18 protein-coding genes are annotated in these 20,708 nt (G+C 63.5%); 12 read left to right on the plus strand and 6 right to left on the minus strand.

Features of this window, described 5'->3' with window-relative positions; translation table 11 throughout:
* Together V1279_RS29765 and cysG are read right to left on the minus strand one after the other, a co-directional pair.
* A complete protein-coding gene (locus tag V1279_RS29765; RefSeq protein WP_214489196.1) occupies positions 1–312 on the minus strand; it encodes a DUF2849 domain-containing protein in 312 nt (103 codons plus the stop codon).
* Positions 309–1,745: a siroheme synthase CysG gene (gene cysG / locus V1279_RS29770; protein WP_334443352.1), complete on the minus strand. Its 1,437-nt coding sequence runs from the start codon at positions 1,743–1,745 to the stop codon at positions 309–311. Before cysG ends, V1279_RS29765 begins: the two co-directional genes overlap by 4 nt.
* Positions 1,746–1,998: 253 nt before the next feature.
* On the opposite strand from cysG, the gene cysD reads away from it, so the two are divergent.
* The 7 genes from cysD to tnpC all read left to right on the plus strand — a co-directional run bounded on the left by cysD (position 1,999) and on the right by tnpC (position 12,722).
* A complete protein-coding gene (cysD, locus tag V1279_RS29775) occupies positions 1,999–2,793 on the plus strand; it encodes a sulfate adenylyltransferase subunit CysD (RefSeq protein WP_057854570.1) in 795 nt (264 codons plus the stop codon).
* 24 nt (positions 2,794–2,817) lie between these two features.
* A complete protein-coding gene (gene cysC, locus V1279_RS29780) occupies positions 2,818–4,755 on the plus strand; it encodes an adenylyl-sulfate kinase (RefSeq protein WP_334443354.1) in 1,938 nt (645 codons plus the stop codon).
* 132 nt (positions 4,756–4,887) lie between these two features.
* Positions 4,888–7,050, plus strand: coding sequence for a malate synthase G (locus tag V1279_RS29785; RefSeq protein WP_334443356.1), 2,163 nt, complete (start codon positions 4,888–4,890; stop codon positions 7,048–7,050).
* A 252-nt stretch (positions 7,051–7,302) separates the two neighbouring features.
* On the plus strand, positions 7,303–9,996 hold the full coding sequence (locus V1279_RS29790; RefSeq protein WP_334443358.1) for a DUF2235 domain-containing protein: 2,694 nt from the start codon (positions 7,303–7,305) through the stop codon (positions 9,994–9,996).
* Positions 9,997–10,291: 295 nt separating this feature from the next.
* Entirely contained in the window at positions 10,292–10,666 is a 375-nt protein-coding gene (gene tnpA, locus V1279_RS29795) for an IS66-like element accessory protein TnpA (protein WP_334433643.1), read from the plus strand.
* A complete protein-coding gene (tnpB, locus tag V1279_RS29800; protein ID WP_334433644.1) occupies positions 10,663–11,010 on the plus strand; it encodes an IS66 family insertion sequence element accessory protein TnpB in 348 nt (115 codons plus the stop codon). The genes tnpA and tnpB overlap by 4 nt, the downstream gene beginning before the upstream one ends.
* 95 nt (positions 11,011–11,105) lie before the next feature.
* Positions 11,106–12,722: an IS66 family transposase gene (tnpC, locus tag V1279_RS29805; RefSeq protein WP_334446238.1), complete on the plus strand. Its 1,617-nt coding sequence runs from the start codon at positions 11,106–11,108 to the stop codon at positions 12,720–12,722.
* Between the two features lie 101 nt (positions 12,723–12,823).
* Here tnpC and V1279_RS29810 read toward each other — a convergent pair whose 3' ends face one another.
* Entirely contained in the window at positions 12,824–13,261 is a 438-nt protein-coding gene (locus V1279_RS29810) for a hypothetical protein (RefSeq protein ID WP_161855475.1), read from the minus strand.
* Positions 13,262–13,419: 158 nt separating this feature from the next.
* Here V1279_RS29810 and V1279_RS29815 point away from each other — a divergent pair, with 158 nt between their 5' ends.
* The gene (locus tag V1279_RS29815) at positions 13,420–13,620 is read left to right on the plus strand and encodes a CsbD family protein (RefSeq protein WP_334443361.1); all 201 of its coding nucleotides are present in this window, start codon (positions 13,420–13,422) and stop codon (positions 13,618–13,620) included.
* A gap of 63 nt (positions 13,621–13,683) precedes the next feature.
* Here the strand turns inward: V1279_RS29815 and V1279_RS29820 are convergent, their stop codons facing one another.
* Entirely contained in the window at positions 13,684–13,839 is a 156-nt protein-coding gene (locus V1279_RS29820) for a Thivi_2564 family membrane protein (RefSeq protein ID WP_334443364.1), read from the minus strand.
* Positions 13,840–14,046: 207 nt separating this feature from the next.
* Here V1279_RS29820 and V1279_RS29825 point away from each other — a divergent pair, with 207 nt between their 5' ends.
* A complete protein-coding gene (locus tag V1279_RS29825) occupies positions 14,047–16,140 on the plus strand; it encodes a methyl-accepting chemotaxis protein (protein ID WP_334443367.1) in 2,094 nt (697 codons plus the stop codon).
* 96 nt (positions 16,141–16,236) lie between these two features.
* Here V1279_RS29825 and V1279_RS29830 read toward each other — a convergent pair whose 3' ends face one another.
* Together V1279_RS29830 and V1279_RS29835 are read right to left on the minus strand one after the other, a co-directional pair.
* Positions 16,237–16,878: a DUF2865 domain-containing protein gene (locus V1279_RS29830; protein ID WP_334443370.1), complete on the minus strand. Its 642-nt coding sequence runs from the start codon at positions 16,876–16,878 to the stop codon at positions 16,237–16,239.
* 35 nt (positions 16,879–16,913) lie between these two features.
* The gene (locus V1279_RS29835) at positions 16,914–17,684 is read right to left on the minus strand and encodes a L,D-transpeptidase (protein WP_334443373.1); all 771 of its coding nucleotides are present in this window, start codon (positions 17,682–17,684) and stop codon (positions 16,914–16,916) included.
* A gap of 226 nt (positions 17,685–17,910) precedes the next feature.
* Between V1279_RS29835 and V1279_RS29840 the strand changes: the two genes are divergently transcribed.
* From V1279_RS29840 to V1279_RS29850, 3 genes are all read left to right on the plus strand, one after another.
* Positions 17,911–19,020 carry an AI-2E family transporter gene (locus V1279_RS29840; RefSeq protein ID WP_334443375.1) on the plus strand — a complete coding sequence of 370 codons (1,110 nt, stop codon included), beginning with the start codon at positions 17,911–17,913 and terminating at the stop codon, positions 19,018–19,020.
* A gap of 75 nt (positions 19,021–19,095) precedes the next feature.
* Entirely contained in the window at positions 19,096–19,467 is a 372-nt protein-coding gene (locus V1279_RS29845) for a DUF883 family protein (RefSeq protein ID WP_334443377.1), read from the plus strand.
* Positions 19,468–19,588: 121 nt separating this feature from the next.
* Positions 19,589–20,041, plus strand: coding sequence for a hypothetical protein (locus V1279_RS29850; RefSeq protein ID WP_334443380.1), 453 nt, complete (start codon positions 19,589–19,591; stop codon positions 20,039–20,041).
* The last annotated feature ends 667 nt before the right edge of the window (positions 20,042–20,708 follow it).

Consider the following 20,708-nt stretch of genomic DNA (forward strand, 5'->3'; position numbering starts at 1 on the left):
TTAAGCCGGAAGCAGGTCGATGGTGAGACCCTTCGACCGGATGCGTTCGCGTAAATTGCCGGGTTTGATCTCGCCGCTGTCCTTGAGCTCGACCGGCGCGATATAGGCGCCGACCGCGCCGACGTCGTCGGCATTGGCTTCGGCCAGCAGCGCCCGCGCCTCATCGGAGGTGCGGACGATCGCAGCGTCCGACAAGCTCGCCGACCAGCCCTGCTGCGCGGTGCGATAGATCACAATGCCATCCGAGGTGCGGTTGGCGGTCACCATCGAGGGACCGGTGATCTTGATTTTTTGTTGAAGCGGAGAGGTCATTCGGCAGCATCCAGCAGTTTGGAGATGACTTGATTGAGGTTGGACTGGCGCCACGGCGCGGAGTGCGCCACGACGTCGCCGATGATGAGGACGGCGGGACCGCCATCGATTTTTTCGACCAGCGCGGGAAGGTTTTCGAGCGTACCGACCACGGCCTGCGCATCCGGCCGCGTCACCCGCGCAAATATGCCGACGGGGGTTTGCGGCGACCGGCCCGCGGCCAACAGGCCTGCGCGGACCGACGGCGCCGCGGTCATACCCATATAGACCACGATGGTCATCTTCTTGTCTGTCAGCACCGACCAGTCGACCGTCTCGGCGTCCTTTGCCTTGTGCGCGGTCAGGAAGGTGATGCGCAGCGCCTCATGCCGGTAGGTCAGCGGCGCCTCGAACTGCGCAGCGGCGCCGAGCCCCGCGGTAATGCCGGGCACTACCGAATAGGCGACGCCGGCGGCGCGCAGCACTTCGATTTCCTCGCCGCCGCGGCCGAAGATGAAGGGATCGCCGCCCTTCAGCCGCACGGCGCGCTGTCCCGCCTTTGCAGCATCAATCAGCAATTTGTTGATCGCATCCTGGCCGACGCCGGGCTTGCCGACGCGGCGGCCGACCGGAACGCGCGCGGCGTCGCGACGAATGCGATCGAGAATTTCCGGCGAGACCAGCTCGTCGTAGAAAACGATGTCGGCATCCTGCAGGGCGCGCAGCGCCTTGATGGTGAGCAGATCCGGATCGCCCGGCCCGGCGCCGACCAGCGTCACACGGCCTTCCGCCTTGCCGTCCTTGCTCGCGCCGGCGAAGGCGGAAGGATCGGCGATGTCGTTCAGCGCTTTTTCAGCCTCGTCCTTGCGGCCGGCGAGCACCAGCGCGCCGATCGGGCCATCGATCACGCGTTCCCAAAAGCGGCGGCGTAGCGGGAATTCGGGAATGCGCGCATGCATCGATTTGCGAAAGCTGCCGATGAAGGCGGCGAGATCACCAATGCGCGCCGGCAGCACCGCTTCGATGCGCTCGCGAATGCGGCGCGCGACCACCGGTGACGCGCCGCCGGTGCCGACGGCAACGACCACGTCGCCGCGATCGACGATCGCAGGAAAGATGAAAGTGGAATGCGCGAGGTCGTCCATCACATTGACGGGCAGCCCGACCGCCTTCGCGCGCGCCGACATCGCAACGCCGATGTCGCCGGCGCCGGCGCAGAGAATTGCAATGACGCCCGAGAGGTCGGCCGCGAGCGGATCGCTCGAAGCCGGCTCAATCCGCGCTGCATCCGTGGCGTCGAGGCCAGCAAGATCATGATTGCCGTCGGTCGCGAACCAGCGGACCCGCGCCCCGGCTGACGCCAGCAAGCGCAATTTCGCGCGCACGAGTTCGCCGGCTCCGACGAGCAGCACCACGCCGCTTTGCAGATCGAGAAACACGGGTAGAAATCGCATGCGAAACTCGCTTCCCCCACTTCGGGGTTGACTGGAATTATTTTCTATATATGTGTCGTTCAACGCTCGCAAAGAGAAAATTATTTCTTCTCTATTGCACCGCAACTATAGAATTTTCGCCCCCCGAGGCCAAGGCCCAGAGATGCATCTTCTCAACCCCGACTCCAACAAAGACCGGTTGCGCGGCGCCGACGTCGCGAATGGCTCCGCCGTCCCACAAATTTTTGCCGACGGACGGCTGCCGCCTCCCTCGATGGACCATCTCGACGAGCTCGAGGCGCAGAGCATCTACATTCTGCGGGAGGCGTTCGCGCGGTTGAAGAAGCTCGCGCTGCTGTGGTCGCTGGGGAAAGATTCCAACGTGATGATCTGGCTGGCGCGCAAGGCCTTCTTCGGCCGCGTGCCGTTTCCAGCGCTGCACGTCGACACCGGCAAGAAATTTCCCGAGATGTATGCGTTCCGCGATCGCTTCGGCAAGGAGTGGGACCTCGATCTCAAGATCGAGCCCTGCCCGCCGATCGACGCCGTCGATCCGACCCTGCCGCCGGCCGCGCGCTCCGCCGCGCGCAAGACCGAAGGGCTGAAGTGGGCGCTGACCAAATATGGTTTCGACGGCTTGATCGCCGGCATTCGCCGCGATGAAGAGGCGACCCGCGCCAAGGAGCGCGTGTTCTCGCCGCGCGGGCTCGAAGGCGGCTGGGATGTGCGCGATCAACCCCCGGAATTCTGGGACCAGTTCAACGCCTCGCCGCCGCCCGGCGCGCATCTGCGCATCCACCCGATCCTGCATTGGACCGAGGCTGACATCTGGGCCTACACCAAGCGTGAAAACATTCCGATCATCCCGCTCTATCTTTCGAAGGACGGCAAGCGCTATCGCTCGCTGGGCGATCAGGACATCACCAACCCGGTGGCTTCCACCGCGTCGAGCATCGATGAAATCCTGACCGAGCTTGACGGCACCAAGGTGCCTGAGCGCGCCGGCCGCGCACTGGATCACGAGACCGAAGACGCTTTCGAGCGGCTGCGTGTCGCCGGCTATCTCTGACGGACAATTGGTGTGAGCGTCGCAATGAACATGATCCTCCCCGCAAGCGTCTCGGCCACGCCGAACGGCACCACGTCGATGCCAAACGGCACGACGCGACCGCAGGTTCGCATCGTCATCGTTGGCCACGTCGATCACGGCAAATCCACGTTGGTCGGGCGCCTGCTGCACGAGACCGGCAGCCTGCCCGATGGCAAGCTGGAGATGCTGAAGGCGGTCAGCGCGCGGCGCGGCATGCCGTTCGAATGGTCGTTCCTGCTCGACGCGCTGCAGACCGAGCGCGACCAGGGCATCACCATCGACACCACGCAAATCCGCTTCCGCACCCGCTCGCGCGACGTCGTGCTGATCGACGCGCCCGGCCACGCCGAATTCCTTCGCAACATGATCACCGGTGCCTCGCAGGCCGATGGCGCCGTGCTGATCATCGATGCGCTCGAAGGCGTGCGCGACCAGACCCGGCGGCACGGTTATCTGCTGCATCTGTTGGGCATCAAACAGGTCGCGATTGTCGTCAACAAGATGGACCGCGTCGATTTCAGTGCTGACAGATTCAAGGAGATCAGCGACGAGATTTCGGCGCATCTGATCGGCCTCGGCGTGACGCCGTCAGCGGTGATTCCGATTTCCGCGCGTGACGGCGACGGCGTTGCCGAGCACACACCGCAGATCGGCTGGTACCAGGGGCCGACCGTGGTCGAGGCGCTCGACGCGCTCGAGCCGGCGCGGCCGCTGGAGCAGCTGGCGCTGCGCCTTCCGGTGCAGGCGATCTACAAATTCGACGATCGCCGCATCGTTGCGGGCCGTATCGAGTCCGGCAGCTTGAGCGCCGGCGACGAAATCGTCATCATGCCCGCCGGCAAGATCGCGAAGATCAAAACCGTCGAGAGCTGGCCGGTGACGCCGCTCATGGGCAGTCACGGCGCCGGGCGCTCGGTCGGCATCACGCTGGACCGTGAATTGTTCATCGAACGCGGCGATGTCATCGCCCATGTGGGCGCGACCCCGCGCGATACGCGGCGAATTCGGGCGCGGATCTTCTGGCTGCACGACAAGCCCCTGTCGAAGGGCGATCAGATCCTGATCCGCCTCGGCACGCGGGAAAGCCGCGCCAGTGTGGTCGCGATCGAGAAGGCCGTCGATCCCGGCGAACTCTCCAACGAGGAGACCAAGGCGATCGCGCGCAATCACGTCGGCGAAATCGATATCTCGCTGGCGCAGCCGATCGCGGCCGATCCCTATCAGGATAATCCGCGCACCGGGCGGCTGGTGATCGAAGTCAACGGCCGCATCGCCGGCGGCGGCCTCGTGCTGTCGGTCGACGCCGGGCAGCGCGCCGTCCCGATCGACATCGTGCCGGTCGAATCCGCACTGCGTCCCGAGGAACGCTCGGCGCGCTACCGCCACAACGGAGCGGTGATCTGGCTGACCGGCCTGCCCGGCTCCGGCAAATCGACGCTGGCGCGTGCACTGGAGCGCCGACTGTTTTCGCGTGGCGGCTCGCCCATTCTGCTGGATGGCGATACGCTGCGCGCCGGTCTCAACGGCGATCTCGGCTTCTCGGCGCTGGACCGCACCGAAAACATCCGGCGGCTCGCCGAAGTCGCGACCCATCTGGCGCGCAACGGACATATCGCCGTTGTCGCCGCGGTGTCACCGTCGGCGGATGATCGTGCCGCCGCCCGCCGCATCGCCGACACCACGTTCCGCGAGATCTATGTCGCAACGCCGGCCGAGATCTGCGAGAGCCGCGACCCCAAGGGCCATTACGCCAAGGCGCGCGCCGGCACGCTGCAGGCCTTCACCGGAATCGGCAATGACTATCAGCCACCGGCCCGGGCGGAGCTGAGCATCGACACCTCGACCCGCACGGTTTCGGATGCGACCGACGAGATCGAGCGGATGCTGGCGGAGACCGGTATTTTATTCGACGAGCTGGTGGACCTCGCGGCTAACATCTAGGCCTTTTGGGGCCTTCTCATCGACCCGGCTTTAGGGCTAAAAGGGCGGCCAACGCTGCCCCTTTGGCGCGTTTTTTGCTGCTTTTCGCCTGAAAACAGCGTGTAAACGCCATTTCTTTTGAGAAAGCCCATCATGAATCGTGTCGATGCCCACGGATTGAAGATCGCCCCTGCCCTGTTCGATTTCATCGCCAAGGAGGCGACCCCCAAGACCGGAATTTCCCCCGACGCGTTCTGGGCAGGCGTCGCGGCCATCGTCAAAAAGCTGGGGCCGAAAAATCGTGAACTGCTCGCCTTCCGCGACGCGCTGCAGGCCAAGATCGATGGCTGGCATCGCGCCAACAAGGGCAAGCCGTTCGACATGAACGCATACACGGCCTTCCTCAGGGAGATCGGCTACCTCCTGCCGGAGCCGGCGACCAAGACAGTCGAGACCGCCAACGTCGACGAGGAAATCGGCAAGATCTGCGGACCGCAGCTCGTCGTCCCCCTGACCAATGCCCGCTACGCCCTGAACGCGGCGAACGCGCGCTGGGGCAGCCTCTATGACGCCTTCTACGGCACCGACGCGATCCCGCATGACCCGAGCGAGAGCGGCAAGGGTTACAACAAAGCGCGCGGCGACAAGGTGATCGCCAAGGCCAAGGCCTTCCTCGATGCGGCTGTGCCACTCGCGACCGGCAGCCACACCGACGTGACGTCGTACAGCGTCATCGCCGGCCAGCTTGCCGTGAAGCTGAAGAGCGGCAATGCCACCGCGCTGAAGTCGGCTGAGCAGTTTGCAGGCTTCCAGGACGATGCCGCGCAACCTTCCGCGATCCTGCTGGTCAACAACGGCATGCATGTCGAGGTCAAGATCGACCGCAACCATGCGATCGGCAAGGACGATCCAGCCGGCGTCGCCGACATGATCCTGGAATCGGCGGTCTCCACCATTCTCGACATGGAAGACTCGGTGACTGCTGTCGATGCCGAAGACAAGGTGCTGGTCTATCGCAACACCCTCGGCCTGATGAACGGCACGCTCTCGGCCGATTTCGAGAAGGGCGGCAAGACGCTGAAGCGTTCGCTCAACCCCGACCGCGTCTACAAGACGCCCGACGGCAAGCAGCTGACTCTGCATGGCCGCAGCCTGCTCTTGATGCGCAATGTCGGCCATCATATGTTCACCGACGCCGTTCTCGACGAGAAGGGCGAGGAGATTCCGGAAGGCCTGCTCGACGCTGCGGTGGCCGGCCTGCTCGCGATCCACGACCTCAAGGGTTCGTCAAAGACCAAGAACAGCCGCACTGGCTCGGTCTACATCGTCAAGCCGAAGATGCACGGCCCCGACGAGGTCGCGCTAACGTGCGAGCTTTTCGGCGAGGTCGAGAAGCTGCTCGCCCTGCCGGAAAACACCATGAAGGTCGGCATCATGGACGAGGAGCGCCGCACCACAATCAACCTCAAGGCCTGCATCCAGAATGCGTCGAAGCGCATCTGCTTCATCAATACCGGCTTCCTCGACCGCACCGGCGACGAGATCCATACCTCGATGGAAGCGGGGCCGATGATCCGCAAGAACGACATGAAGGCGCAGCCCTGGATCAAGGCCTATGAAGACTGGAACGTCGACATGGGCCTGATCGACGGCCTGCCCGGCCATGCCCAGATCGGCAAGGGCATGTGGGCGGCGCCCGACAAGATGGCCGACATGCTCACCCAGAAGCTCGGCCATCCGCAGGCCGGCGCGACCACCGCATGGGTGCCCTCTCCGACCGCCGCCACGCTGCACGCACTGCATTACCACCAGGTCAACGTACAGGCCCGCCAGCAGGAACTCGCCAAGGGCGGCCAGCGCGCAAAGCTTTCCGACATCCTCACCATCCCGGTGTCGCAGTCGAACTGGGCGCCCGACGACGTCAAGCAGGAGATCGACAACAACTGCCAGGGCATCCTCGGCTATGTCGTGCGCTGGATCGACCAGGGCGTCGGCTGCTCCAAGGTGCCCGACATCCATGACGTCGGCCTGATGGAAGACCGCGCGACGTTGCGCATTTCCAGCCAGCATCTGGCGAACTGGCTGGCGCATGGCGTTGTCAGCAGGGACCAGGTGATGGAATCGCTGAAGCGCATGGCGGTCGTGGTCGACAAGCAGAATGCCGGCGACCCGCTTTACAAGCCGATGGCGCCTTCGTTCGACGGTGTCGCTTTCCAGGCCGCCTGCGACCTCGTGTTCAAGGGCCGCGAGCAGCCGAACGGCTACACCGAATACATCCTCACCGCGCGCCGCCGCGAGGCGAAGGCCGCGGGCTGATAAGCGCGACGTTTTCGAAAGCCCCGGCAAATGCCGGGGCTTTTTCGTTGCACCGCTCGGTGGGCAAGCAGCCCGCTGATCCCGAACCGCATCACGGCCCGGATTGCGGCCAGTGACTTGCGCGGATACTCAACCTGAGGCAGTATTTGAATGCCGCGTCCGGCAAGGACGCGGCATTCTCATTATTGATTTTGGCTTTATTGATTTTGGCTGGGCTGATTTTCAAAATCGCTTTTTCTTCGGGGGCAATCCATGTCCAAGCGCATCATCCTGTTGTCGGATGGCACCGGCAATTCGGCCAGCAAGGTCTGGAAGTCCAACGTCTGGCGCGTGTTCGAGAGCCTTGATCTCAGGGGAAACGATCAGGTCGCCTTTTACGATGACGGCGTCGGCACCTCATCTTTCAAGCCGCTTGCGATCCTGGGCGGCGTGTTCGGATGGGGCCTCAAGCGCAACGTTCTCGACATCTATAAATTCCTTTGCGCAAACTACCAACCGGGCGATCAGATATTCGGCTTCGGCTTCAGCCGCGGCGCTTTCACCATGCGTGTCGTCATCGGCCTGGTATTGCACCAGGGGCTCGTCACCGGAGCGACCAAGGCGGAGCTCTACGAAAAGGCGGTGATGGCCTATCGCGCCTATCGTGCCGAGCGCTTCCATACGTTCCTGCGCCTTGAGTGGCCATTTCGGAAGCTTCGCGACGCTGTCCTCTATTTGGCGGGTAAACGCTACGACAAGGCACAGAACCGACCTGTTGAACGCATCGACTTCGTGGGTGTCTGGGACACGGTCGCTGCCTACGGATTACCGATCGATGAGATGGCGCGCGGCGTCAGCCAGTATATCTGGCCGCTTGAGCTGCCCAATCGAAATTTCGACCCGCGAATCCAGCGCGCCTGCCACGCCCTGTCGCTTGACGACGAGCGGACAACCTTCCATCCCGTGCTCTGGAACGAGCAGGGCGTGCCGCGCGAGCGTCTAAGCCAGGTTTGGTTTGCCGGCGTTCATTCCAACGTCGGCGGCGGCTACCCTGACGACTCGCTCGCCTATATTCCGCTCTATTGGATGATGCGGGAGGCCCAGTCGCTCGGCCTGCAGTTCAAGACCATTCCGAGCCAGCCGACCAATCCCGATCCCGACATGATGGCCTATGCAGAATGGCGCCGCGACAAGGACGGCCGGTTGTACGATTCCCGCAACGGGCTCGGTGGTTACTACCGCTATGGTCCGCGACGGATCGAGGACCTGAGCCATATGCGATTCTCACTTCGCGAAGGCGATCGTGTCGACAACAATCCGCCAACCATTCACGAGACGGCGATCATCCGCGCGCAGAGGGGCGCTCATCGATATGCGCCGATCGGCATCCCGCAGCGGTATGACCTCCTTACCGACGCCGGCAACCAGCCGCAGGCAAACCTGGAGACCCAGGCGCAGGCAGCGGCGCGATGCGACATGCAGGAGCAAATCTGGAACGACGTCTGGCGGCGACGCATCATCTACTTCGTTACCGTGTTCGCTTCGCTCTATATCGCGATCTATCCACTGTCGCGCATCATCCCCAGTTCGGGCGAATTCACCAGTCCGCTAAGCCTGGTATCCGGAGCCATCAGGGCTGTCGGTCATGTTCTGCCGGGAGGCCTTGCGCTGTGGATCAACGCCTATGCGCGCGACCCCAGTCATTTTCTGGTGCTAGGGCTGCTCGTCATTTTGCTGATCTGGCTTGGCGTCAGGCTCGGAAGAAAAATCGAAGACAGAATGGAGCGTGTCTGGCGTTCCGCTCCGACGGCAGCTCCGTCAAAGCTCGGGATCGCTTGTGGCGTCATCAGTCTTGTGGTCATCGCCTATCTCGTTGGACAGGCTCATCTGCCGGCCTGGATACGCCTGCCCAGGAGCGGAGAGCAATTTCTGGCCGCTCACATCAGCCACTCGGTCGCCGCTATCATGGTGGCAACCTGGATCGCGCTGTTCACCCCAAATGGTATGGTCTACCATCTGCGCACGTGGCGACCATACCGAGCAACGGTTCGCGGCCTGAAGCTCTTCATACTGCCGTTGGTGTTTGCCTGCAGCTTTATTGTGCTTGCTGTCCTGTTCGGCAGCCATCTCGTTTTCAGCTTCGAGGAAGCCAGCGGAAGGGTCTGCAGCCAGAGCGACAATATCACGAACGCCATTGCCCGCGGCGCAAGGGTTACGGATCAAGGTCTGGGCGCCTGTGTTTCTCCGGGCATTGCCTCCTGTCCAAAACCGGGTGACCCACCGAAATGCAGCAACGGCCGCGACGTGTTTTGCGGAGAAGGTCAACCCGTCTGTGACCCCATGCGCAAGCCCAACTGCGACGATCGCAGGGCCAACTGCAGTTACGACATGCCGGTGTGCCGGGTGGCCAATCCAGCCGAACCTGGCAAGCCGCTCTCAACGCGAATCGCCAGCGTCGCCACCTGTCCCTTTACCTGCGAAATAGGCCCGGTCGGCGCAAAGCTGAAGCAACTGGATATTAGCGAGGTCTGCCACGCGACGGGCATCTGGCTTGAGCAGGGTCAGAAATACACCATCACCGTGACGCCACCCGATCCGAAGGACAGGGATCACGCCTGGCGAGACGGCGACGGCACCGTTGTCAGTACCCGCGGCAGGTTGAATTCAGGTTTTGTCGCCAAGGTGACGGAGGCGATCAAATGGCCCCTCAAGCGTCACCTGTTCGTGGAGCCGTTCAAGATCATCGCGCGCGTCGGATCGATGGGAAGTGACGAGCGCGTGCTGGAACCTGACGAGGATACCCGGACCAACAAGCTCGACGTTCAGATCACTCCGAAGCGAAGCGGAGAACTGTTCCTGTACGCCAACGATGCGGCGTGGGGATGGCCGTGGAAGCGCGACTATTTCTACAAGGACAATTCCGGCAACGCCACGATAAGCGTGCAGCGCACCCGCCTGTCGAACTGAGAGGTCATCATGATCATCCAGATCTTTGTGCTGGGCTTCGCCGGCACGATCAGGAATTAGATCGACGGCGACGTCTCTGGAGTCGCCGGATCGCCGGTCACGATGCCGCATCGGTCTTGGAGGAACGCCTGAGCTTTTTGTCCGTTGATCGTCATCTCGATGTATTCCTCCGGCGAAGGCCGCCTTGCCTGAAATGATGTGACGGTGAAGACATAGGCGTATGACTGAGCATACGCCTATTCCGAAGACCTCTCGGCTTGACGTTATCTCGACGGGAGCCCGGCGCCGTTGGACATTGGACGCGAAGCACCGGATCGTGGCGGAGAGCTATAGCGGGCCACGGCTTGTGTCGGTGACGGCGCGGCGAAACGGGCTGTCCGCGAGCCAATTGTTCACGTGGCGCCGGCTGGCTCGGGAAGGCCGGCTTGTCGAGGCGGATGAGACCACAGTGTTTGCACCGGCGATTATCCGAGGCGAATCCCTGGCGGGCAGTCAGACGTCGGTGCCGGAACATGTCGTCCCTGCGGAGAACGTGCCATCTCCGTCCTGTCTGACCACGGCATCAGGCCGGATCGAGATCGTGCTGATGCACGGGCCTCGCGTGATCGTCGACACTGGTGTCGATGCGGCGGCGCTTCGCCGGGTTCTCGATGTGTTGGAGCGCCCATGATCCCACTTCCGCAGGGGGTGCGGGTCTGGCTCGCGACCGGCCACACCGATATGAGGAAGGGGTTTGCGAGCCTGTCGTTGCTGGTGCAGGAGGTGCTGCGGCGCGATCCGCTGAGCGGTCATCTGTTCTGCTTCCGGGGACGTCGGGGCGATCTGTTGAAGGTGATCTGGCACGACGGCCAAGGCGCGTGCCTGTTCACGAAGCGGCTGGAGCGAGGCCGCTTTTTGTGGCCGAGCGTGGCGGACGGCGCGATAACGATCTCTCCGGCGCAGCTCGGCTATCTGCTGTCGGGGATCGATTGGCGCCATCCGCAGGAAAGTTGGCGTCCGACGTCGGTGGGATGATGGATTTGGCTTGCAGGCGATGATGGATGTGATTCCATCGCCTTGTGAAACCCGCGTCTGAATCGCTTCCGTCCGATCTTGCTGCCGCCCACGCGATGATCCTCGCGGAGCGCGCCGCGCGAGTGGAAGCGGAAGCTGTTGCGGCGGGCGCCAAAGCCGAGGCGGCCACCGCTCAGGCGGACCTCTCCAGCCATGAAGCGCTGATCGCCCATCTGAAACTCCAGATCGAGAAGCTGCGGCGCGAACTCTACGGCAGCCGCTCGGAACGCACGGCGCGGCTTCTCGAACAGATGGAACTGCAACTGGAAGACCTGGAGGCCGCCGCAACCGAGGATGAACTGGCAGCGGAGAAAGCGGCGGCGCGAACGGAGACGGTCAAGTCGTTCGAGCGCAGGCGACCTTCGCGCAAACCCTTTCCCGAGCATTTGCCGCGTGAGCGCGTGGTGATTGCTGCGCCCGAGAATTGTCCCTGCTGCGGCTCGGCGAAGCTGTCGAAGCTCGGCGAGGACGTCACTGAGACGCTGGAGGTCGTTCCCAGGTCCTGGAAGGTGATCCAGACGGTGCGGGAGAGATTCTCCTGCCGGAGCTGCGAGACGATCGCGCAGCCACCGGCACCGTTCCATGTGACGCCGCGCGGCTTCGCTGGGCCGAACCTTCTGGCCATGATCCTGTTCGAGAAGTTCGGCCAGCACCAGCCGCTGAACCGGCAGAGCGAGCGATATGCCCGCGAGGGGATCGATCTGAGCGTATCGACACTGGCCGACCAGGTGGGCGCCTGCACGACGGTGCTGCAGCCACTCCACGCGCTGATCGAGGCCCATGTCCTGGCCGCGGAACGGTTGCACGGTGACGACACCACGATCCCGATCCTGGCGAAGGGCAAGACGGTCAAGGGGCACATCTGGACCTACGTCCGTGACGATCGTTCCTTCGGCAGTCGGGCACCGCCGGCGGCGCTGTATTACGCCTCGCGCGACCGACGGCACGAACATCCCGTCCGGCATCTTCGCGACTTCGCCGGCATTCTGCAGGCCGACGCTTATGACGGGTACAACGAGCTTTACGCGGCGTTCCGCTTGCCGGGGCCGATCACATCGGCGCTGTGTTGGGCGCACGCAAGGCGGCAGTTCTTCGAGTTGGCTGATATTGCCGCCAATGCCCGGCGTGGCAAGAAGGCAGCCGCGATCTCGCCTGTCGCGCTGGAGGCCGTCAGGCGCATCGATATGCTGTTTGATATCGAGCGCGGCATCAATGGCCTTGTCGCTGACGAGCGGCGGCGCGTCCGCAAGGAGCAGAGCGCCCCTCTTGTGACGGCCCTGGAAGCCTGGCTGCGGGAGGAGCGTGCCCGCCTGTCGCGCTCGGCCTCCGTTGTCGAGCCGATCGACTACATGCTCAAGCGTTGGGACCGGTTTGCGCGATTCATCGACGACGGCCGGATCTGCCTCACCAACAACGCGGCCGAACGCGCGCTGCGCGGCTTTGCTCTGGGACGCAAATCCTGGCTGTTCGCCGGCTCCGAACGCGGTGCCGATCGTGCCGCTGCCATGGCCACGCTAATCATGACGGCGAAGCTCAACGATATCGATCCGCTGGCCTGGCTTGCCGACGTACTCGGCCGCATCGCCGGCATCCCGCAGGGGCGGCTCCATGAGCTGCTGCCCTGGGAATGGAAACGCACGGCGTCAAATCCCGCCGCCGCTCAGGCAGCCTAACTATCACGTCGGGTCAAAACGGCATCGACGGGCTGCGCGATCTTCTGGCGTGGAATTGGAGTGTCGCACCCGAACGAACTGGGATGGCGGCATGATGCGCATCATCGCAGGCTGGCCGGCTCGACTGCGGTCTCGGCGTCCGCAGTATCGGCGTGGATAGCCTCCCGGATCAGCCGCTCCGTCGTCTGCTCGAAATAGAGCCAGAGGTCCGTGTGCAGGTCAGAAAACTGCCGCCACACCACGGTGTCGAAAAAGCGGCGCGGTGCCCTGACCATGATCGTCGTCGAGCGCTGCCGCGGATATCGGAACGGCCGAATGCCATAACGCCGGCACAAGGCGATGAACAATCGGACCGACCATTGGTCCGGCAAGCTGAACTTCATCTCGACGGCGGGATCGCGGCGGCAGGCCTCCTCGAGCTTGGCCTTCAGCCGCTCTGCCGCGGCTTCGGCGGCATCACGTTCTCCCGCAGTGGTCGCGCCGAAATATAGCGCTTCCACCTTCTTTAGCCGCTCCCGAAGCTGCTCTTCGATCAGCATAACCTCGCTCCTTGATAGAAACGAGGCCATCGCACGAACCGGCCGTCAATCGCGGAAAATACGCCGTCCACACATCATTGCACGGCCGGCCTGGAGTTCGGACCAGAGTCTCCCGCGGCCTTGGGCGGATGCTTACATCTCGATTACAGGAGGGGATGATGGATTGGAACAGGATCGAAGGAAACTGGAAGCAGTTCAAGGGCTCCGCCAAGGAGAAGTGGGGCAAGCTCACCGATGACGATCTCAACGTGATCGAGGGCCGCCGCGAGCAACTCGAGGGCAAGCTGCAGCAGCGCTACGGCTTTGCCAAGGACCAGATCCACAAGGACGTGGACGACTGGTTCCGGACGTTGAAGTAGGTCACGCTTCTGAGCATGAAAGCCCCGGCATGTGCCGGGGCTTTTTCGTTCTGTTGATCGGCTCTAGATTACGGCGATGTATTTCAAGAGCGAGATCACCCCGAGGATGATCACGACGACACGGGCAATCTGCTTGGCGCGGCCGTCGAGCGGCAGCAGGTTGATGAGATAGAGAACGAGAATAACGACCAGGAACGTGATGAGTACATTTATAAGCATGCGGGTCCCCCCTTCGGCACTCGCCGAAAAATGCGCTGGTAGCGGTTTGTTAACGTGAACCTGCGCGGCAGGTTCCGGTTGGGGAACTGCAAATCTCCCGGCAAAAATCGCAAGCGTTTTCAATGACCCCGTAGTACTACCCGGCTCCAAACTGCCTAAGTCTTTACCGTTGTCCCTCCAAATGGCCGGGCGTCTTGGGGGACCATCATGTTGAACCGACTGACCGTATCCGCGCTGCTGAAGACCGTCATCCTCGTCACCTCCTTCTGCGTGGTGGTTGGATTTTCGCTCAACGCCTGGGACTCCTGGGGCCGCTTGCAGGCCGCGAGCCGCATCGCCGTGATCGCGGATGCCTCCGCAAACATGTTCAAGGCAATGCACAATCTGCGCACCGACCGCTCCACGACCAACCGGCTGCTGAATTCCGACGCGCCGATGGAAGCCGACATCGAGAAGTACCTGCGCAACATTCGCGACATCGAAATGCCGGCGATGAACAACGCGCTCGGCCTGCTCGGCGGCATCGACTTCGCGCAGAAGCAGACGCTGGTGCCCGAGTTCGAGCGCCTGCTCAAGGCGATGACCTCGCTGCAGAAGGAGTTCTGGGAAGCGATGGGCAAGCCGAAGGCTTCGCGCCGCCAGACACTGGCCAAGGAGTATATGGACACGGCGACCGCGATGCTGGATACGCTCGACAAGCTGTCCGGGTCGGTTGCCGCCGCCATCAATCACCAGGATGCAACGATCGACCAGTTGCTCGCGATCAAGCAGATCGCGTGGCTGTTGCGCAACACCGCCGGCGAAGCGTCGCTGATCGTCTCGATCGGGCTCAGCTCCGGCAAGATCACGCCGGAGGCGAAGCTCGCCTATACCAAATATGCCGGCGGCATCGACGCCGCATGGAGTGCGCTGGAATTGACGGCGGCGGGGATGCAATTGCCTCCGCCGATTTCCGCCGCCATGGCCGCGACCAAAACCGGCTATTTCGAGCCGCAATATCTCGCCTTGCGCGATCGGCTGCTCACGCAGATTGCGGCCGGCGAGAAGGCGGAATTGACCCCGAACCAATGGACTCCGGTCACGGTCGGACGTCTCGCCACCGCCGTAGGCGTGGCCGAAGCCGCCCTCGACGCCGCCAAGGATCACGCCGCGCATTTGCGCTCCACCGCCCAGCGTTCGCTGGCGATGCAGCTCGCGCTGCTGGCCGGCGCGCTGGCGCTCGCGTTCGGCGCCATGGCGATCGTCACCCGCCGCGTCATCAAGCCGCTGCACATCATGCGCGATGCCATGCTGAAGGTCGCGGCCGGCGACCTCCACGTCGATACCGGCTACGCCGCGCGCCACGACGAAATCGGCGCGCTGGCCGGCGCGCTCGAGACCTTCAAGCAGCAGGCGGCCGACAAGGCCCGGATCGAGGCGCAGGAGCGCGAGCGCAACGCCGGCGCCATGGCGCGGCAACAGGCGATCGAGAGCTATGTCGGCGAGTTCGAGAGCATGGTGCGCCAGACGCTCAACCAGCTCGGCGACGCTTCCGGCCAGATGCGGACCACTTCGGCCGGCCTGTCGACGATTTCGCGCCAGACCAACGAGCGCGTGCAGATCGCCGGCAAGGCTTCCGGCGAGGCCTCGATGAGCGTCGAGACGGTTGCCGCGGCTTCCGAAGAGCTCAGCGCCTCGATCAATGACATCAGCCAGCAGGCGGCGCATGCGGCGAGCATCGCCAGCCGCGCGGTCGGCCAGGCGCGCAACACCGACGGCACCGTCCAGGGGCTCGCCCAATCGGCGGGGCGGATCGGTGAGGTCGTCGGTCTCATCAACACCATCGCCGCCCAGACCAACCTCCTAGCGCTCAACGCCACCATCGAGGCCGCACGCGCCGGCGAGGCCGGCCGCGGCTTCGCGGTGGTCGCCTCCGAAGTCAAATCGCTGGCGAGCCAGACGGCGAAGGCGACGGAGGAAATCTCCGAGCAGATCTCCGACATCCAGCGGGTCGCGGGCGAAGCCATCGACGCCATCAAGGGCATCGGCAGCATCATCGGCGAGGTCAACGAGGTCGCGACCGCGATTGCCGCCGCCGTGCAGCAACAGGGCGCGGCCACGCAAGAGATCACGCGCTCGACGCAATTTGCGGCGCAAGGCACCAAGAACGTGTCCGACAACATCACCGGCGTGAAGGCCGATGCGGACGCGGCGGCCGCCGCCGCCGAGGATGTGAAGCAGGCTTCCCGGACGCTGGAGACACAGAGCCAGCAACTGGGCAATCAGGTCACTGATTTCCTCGGCAAGATCCGCGCGGCGTAAGTCGTTACTGTCATGCCCGGGCTTGACCGGGGCATCCATCCATCTTCACAAGATTCCTACGAAGGCGATGGATAGCCCGGCCATGACAGCTCGTGATTACTCCCGCGCCACCACGGGCACACGGCCATACTTGGCGCGGACCTTGTCGGAGGCGGGTGAGAAATTCAGTTCCGCACCGCGCCTGTCGCCGCTGCGGCCTGCGACCAGAAGGCCGTTCTCGCCAGCGACGATGTCGCCCTTGCGTAGCGTCGGGTCGTCCTCGATCTTGACTGGCGCCAGCCCGACCTGGTCCTTGCCGTTGCAGGTGCAGCCCGCCACGAGTTCATTGCGATAGCGGAAGGCGTTCGGCAGCTCCGAGTAGGGCTTGCCGTTCTCGGCGGTCGCGTTGTCGATGCTGCTGCCGTAAAACACTTTGGTTTCGCTCGCCGGGCAGAAACCGTTGCAGGACCCCGCGCGGCTGGCATTGTCTGATGCGGTGACCGGGAAATAACGGCCGTCGCAGGTCCGCACGCAAAACGCCTGGCCGCCGCCGCCATAGCGGCCACGCCCCTCGCCGCGCGGCGCGTAGACCTGGCCATCGTCGTTGCCGAACGGCATCTGGATATAGGGCTGATGGCGCGGGCGGCCGAGGCCGCCGAACAGTTGCGAGAAGAAGTCCTGGGCCTGCGCGGCCGGCGCCAGCACCGAGGCGCACATCAGCGCGGCTGCCCCCCATGCTGTGAGTTTTCCCGATCGCATCAAGCTTCTCCTGTCACGCAACACGACGCATCCATTCAGTTTACTTGCGGTGCAATAAGGTTCATTGCCTGGCGGCCCGAAGGCGCGGCCGCGGCCGGGCGCAGATGCGCGCCGGCTGGACGAGCCGCGATGCCGGTCCTGGTATCCCCGCCTCGCGCCATGACCGGCGCGTTCTTCGGCAGCACCACGACTTTGGTGCCGACATCGACCCGGCTGAACAGATCGGTGACGTCCTCATTGGTCAGGCGAATGCATCCCGACGAGACGAATTTCCCGATCGTCGAGGGATCGTTGGTGCCGTGAATGCGGTACTGGCTGGTGCCGAGATACATCGCCCGCGCGCCGAGCGGATTGCCGGGACCGCCGGCCATGAAGCGCGGCAGATAGGGCTGGCGCGCGATCATCGCGCCAGGTGGATGCCAGTCCGGCCATTCCGCCTTGCGGCTGATGGTCTGCACCCCGGACCAGGTAAAGCCTTCGCGGCCGACGCCGACGCCGTACCTGATGGCACGGCCCTGTCCGAGCACGTAGTAGAGCGTGGTGTTGCCGGTATCGATGATGATGGTGCCGGGCGCCTCCGCCGTACCAAAGGCGACGACGGCGCGGCGAAGCCGCTCGGGCGTTGCACCCTCGTCCGACGCGATCACCTCATCGGCGGGATATCCATTCGGCTGGGTCGAAGCGTAGCCGAGCGTCTGCGCACTCGCAGCGCTCGAGGTCACTAACGGCGTCAGCAAGACGGCGCTGACGAGGACGAGCGCGCTTGCCACGCGCGACGAAAGCCGGCGATCGGTGGACTGTGTCATGGGCCTGCCCCGCTGGATGTGGGCATCATTGGATGCTCTGCACCAACAAACGCGGCTGCGGCCCGGCGGTTCCGTGCGGCCGACGCCACGCCACAGCGCGCCTGATGCGACACCGCTCACGCCTGCGCGATTGGAACCCGCGCGTTCGCGTCACGTTATGCTCGCAGTCCGGTTTGCGACGTCGCCTTTGCCGTGTCATCGCCGTTTCGGGCGAGGGAAAGCCATTGTGAGCGTCATTCCCACCAAGCCTTCGCCCGCCAAGCGGGGAGGCGCGCCGGTCCCTGACAGCAAGACCGAATTTCCGCCGGTGATCCGCCGCACGGAAGTGGTGGCCATCGCCCTCGTTGGCCTGCTGATCATATGCGTCATCGCCGGACTTTATCTGGCCAAGGCGTTCTTTCTGCCGATCACGATGGCCTTCATCGTCGGCACCATGCTCTCGCCGGCCGCCAGTTTCCTGGAGCGCTACCGCATCCCGCGCGCGGTCGCGGCCGTGCTGATCGTGGCGGCCGTCAGCGCAGGCTCGGCCTTTATGGTCGGCCTGATCGCCTCGCCCGCCATCGAATGGAGCAGCAAACTGCCGGAGCTCGGGGCGCGGCTGAAGGAGAAAATGTACGTGTTCGACCGGCCGCTCGCGCTCTGGCAGGAGTTGCAGAGCTTGCTGGGCGGTCCCGACACGCTGACGACATTGCATCTGCCGAAGGTCGACTGGGTGCAGCCGACACTGGAATTCCTGTCGCCGACCTTTGCCGAATTCCTGCTGTTCATCGCGACGCTGATCCTGTTCATCGCGAGCTGGCGCGAATTGCGCCGGGCCTTGATCATGAATTTCGGCGAGCGGACGTGGCGGCTGCGGACGCTGCGGATCCTCAACGAGATCGAGGACCATCTCGGCAACTACCTCCTGGTGGTGGCCACGATCAATATCGGCGTCGGCATCGCCACCGGGCTGATCTGTGCGCTCACGGGCATGCCCAATCCGGCCAGTCTCGGCGCGCTGGCTGCGATCCTGAATTTCATTCCGATCATCGGCCCGGTGGCGATGTTCGCCGTCCTGGTCGTGGTCGGTCTCGTCGCATTTCCGACCATCGGCGCCGGCCTGCTGGCGCCGGCCATGTTTGCAGTGATGACCTTTCTGGAGGGCCATTTCCTGACGCCGACGATCGTCGGGCGCCGGCTGGCGCTGAACGCGCTCGCCGTGTTTCTGACGCTTGCGTTCTGGACCTGGCTGTGGGGCCCGATGGGCGCGTTCCTGTCGTCACCGCTCCTGATCGTCGCGCTGATCGTGAAGGAGCATCTGACGCCGGTCGATTCGCCGCAGTTGCCGGAGGACTAGCAAACTCCGCATCGGGAACTTCCCCTTCGACGGGGCGTTTGTTCCGCACCTGATTTCAGTACCTGGGAGCTTTCGATGTCGACGACGAACGGTGAAGCCGCGGCGAGAAATCCGACCGACAAAGCGACCTATGAACGCCTGCAGAAGGATGTAATCGCCGTGAAAAACGATATCGCAGCCCTGACCGAGCAAATCACCGACGCTCTCAACAGTTTTGCCGGCACCGCCAGCAAGCAGGCGCGGCGCGGCTACAAGCAGGCGCGCGCCAATGCGGAACAGGCTGTGGAAGATGTGTCCGAACGCGGCAGCGCGATGATGGATGCCGCTCAAGACGCAGCCTCGTCCATCGAGGAGACGCTGGAAGACGCCATTACGCAGCGTCCGCTGGCAGCCGTGGGCCTCGCTCTCGGCATAGGCTTGCTGATCGGCTTGACGTGGCGCAGGTAGTTTTGGCGCAGGTAGTCTTGGACCCGGGCGCAGATCGTTGTCGCGTCGGTAATGATGGCGCGCGCCATGGTTTGTTGCGCTGTTGTTTTCAGATCGAGGCGTTTCAGATCGAGGCTTGGCCATGTTTCAGCGATGGATTGACGATTTCAAGAATTCGGCCAGCAGCACGCTGCGGCTGACATCGCTGGCGGCGGCCGCGGCGATGGCGTTGCTCATCACCGCCGCATTTCTGTGCGCCGCCGCCTTCGTGTTCGTTCTGCAAAATTACGGCCCGGTGCAGGCCTGCCTGACCGGCGCGGGCTTCTTCTTCGTGGTCACTCTGATCGCGGCCGGCAGCTACATGGTGCGCAAGAAGCAGATCGAGGCGCGCGCCGAACAGGCGGCGAAGATGGCGAAGTCCACCGCGCAGACCATGCTCTCCGATCCGATGCTGGTTGCGGCCGGCATCCAGGTGATCCGCGCCATCGGCGTCAAGAAGCTGATCCCGATCCTCGCCGTCGGCGGACTGGCGCTGGGATTTCTCGCCAGCCGCGCCAATGCCAGCAGCAGTACCAGCGAAGCACCAGCGGAGTAGGCGAGCCGGTTTGTCTGCGTTACCGCAGCAACCGCTCCATCGTCGTCCCTGCCTAGTGCGCAATTGCGCACGGGGCGCAAGGACCCATACCCCGCGGCAGTTCTTGCTAGAAAAGACAAGGTAACTACGACCTTACGAAACCACTTCGGCCGGTGGCTATGGGTCCCTGCGTTCGCACTAGGGCATCTACACATCTTCTGGAGTCTTCTCAAAGAGTTACCGCGAGAATGCCGAGAAATCGCACGTCAGCGCTAGGCTAGACGCAAGAAATTCGGTCGCAGGTTAACAACCAAGTCCTTGATCTTGAGTCAGTTTTTCGACTCGAAAGATGTGTAGATACGCTAGTGCGTTCGCAGGGACGACGAAAGGATTTTTCAGGTGTGATCGACGAGCCGACATACATCCGCGATCTCGCGACGCATTGCGCCCGAGGTTTGCTATCTACTTCCCGCCCTCTTTGTCAGAGGGCGCAGGGAAGACCGGGTGCGCGCTGCACCCGCGGTCTCGTGTGCAATTGCGCACAAGGAACGCGCACACGAGCATACAGGTACAGGCGGAGCATCCCGGCCTTCCCTGCGCAATGGCTTTACGGCTTACTTCGAGCTCTCCCCGGTGAACGGCTTTCTTGCCACCGTCGCCCCCAAGAAGCTTGCTTCTCGAGAACTTA

The organism is Bradyrhizobium sp. AZCC 1610 (assembly GCF_036924515.1).
GTDB lineage: Bacteria > Pseudomonadota > Alphaproteobacteria > Rhizobiales > Xanthobacteraceae > Bradyrhizobium.

Excerpts from the sequence above, each read along its gene's own strand:
- V1279_RS29810 (WP_161855475.1), bottom strand. The coding sequence starts at position 13,261 with ATGCTGATCGAAGAGCAGCTTCGGGAGCGGCTAAAGAAGGTGGAAGCG.
- V1279_RS29845 (WP_334443377.1), top strand. The coding sequence starts at position 19,096 with ATGTCGACGACGAACGGTGAAGCCGCGGCGAGAAATCCGACCGACAAA.
- V1279_RS29825 (WP_334443367.1), top strand. The coding sequence starts at position 14,047 with ATGTTGAACCGACTGACCGTATCCGCGCTGCTGAAGACCGTCATCCTC.
- tnpC (WP_334446238.1), top strand. The coding sequence starts at position 11,106 with ATGATCCTCGCGGAGCGCGCCGCGCGAGTGGAAGCGGAAGCTGTTGCG.
- V1279_RS29790 (WP_334443358.1), top strand. The coding sequence starts at position 7,303 with ATGTCCAAGCGCATCATCCTGTTGTCGGATGGCACCGGCAATTCGGCC.
- cysC (WP_334443354.1), top strand. The coding sequence starts at position 2,818 with ATGAACATGATCCTCCCCGCAAGCGTCTCGGCCACGCCGAACGGCACC.
- V1279_RS29815 (WP_334443361.1), top strand. The coding sequence starts at position 13,420 with ATGGATTGGAACAGGATCGAAGGAAACTGGAAGCAGTTCAAGGGCTCC.
- V1279_RS29830 (WP_334443370.1), bottom strand. The coding sequence starts at position 16,878 with ATGCGATCGGGAAAACTCACAGCATGGGGGGCAGCCGCGCTGATGTGC.
- cysD (WP_057854570.1), top strand. The coding sequence starts at position 1,999 with ATGGACCATCTCGACGAGCTCGAGGCGCAGAGCATCTACATTCTGCGG.
- tnpB (WP_334433644.1), top strand. The coding sequence starts at position 10,663 with ATGATCCCACTTCCGCAGGGGGTGCGGGTCTGGCTCGCGACCGGCCAC.
- V1279_RS29820 (WP_334443364.1), bottom strand. The coding sequence starts at position 13,839 with ATGCTTATAAATGTACTCATCACGTTCCTGGTCGTTATTCTCGTTCTC.
- V1279_RS29850 (WP_334443380.1), top strand. The coding sequence starts at position 19,589 with ATGTTTCAGCGATGGATTGACGATTTCAAGAATTCGGCCAGCAGCACG.
- V1279_RS29835 (WP_334443373.1), bottom strand. The coding sequence starts at position 17,684 with ATGACACAGTCCACCGATCGCCGGCTTTCGTCGCGCGTGGCAAGCGCG.
- cysG (WP_334443352.1), bottom strand. The coding sequence starts at position 1,745 with ATGCGATTTCTACCCGTGTTTCTCGATCTGCAAAGCGGCGTGGTGCTG.
- V1279_RS29785 (WP_334443356.1), top strand. The coding sequence starts at position 4,888 with ATGAATCGTGTCGATGCCCACGGATTGAAGATCGCCCCTGCCCTGTTC.
- V1279_RS29765 (WP_214489196.1), bottom strand. The coding sequence starts at position 312 with ATGACCTCTCCGCTTCAACAAAAAATCAAGATCACCGGTCCCTCGATG.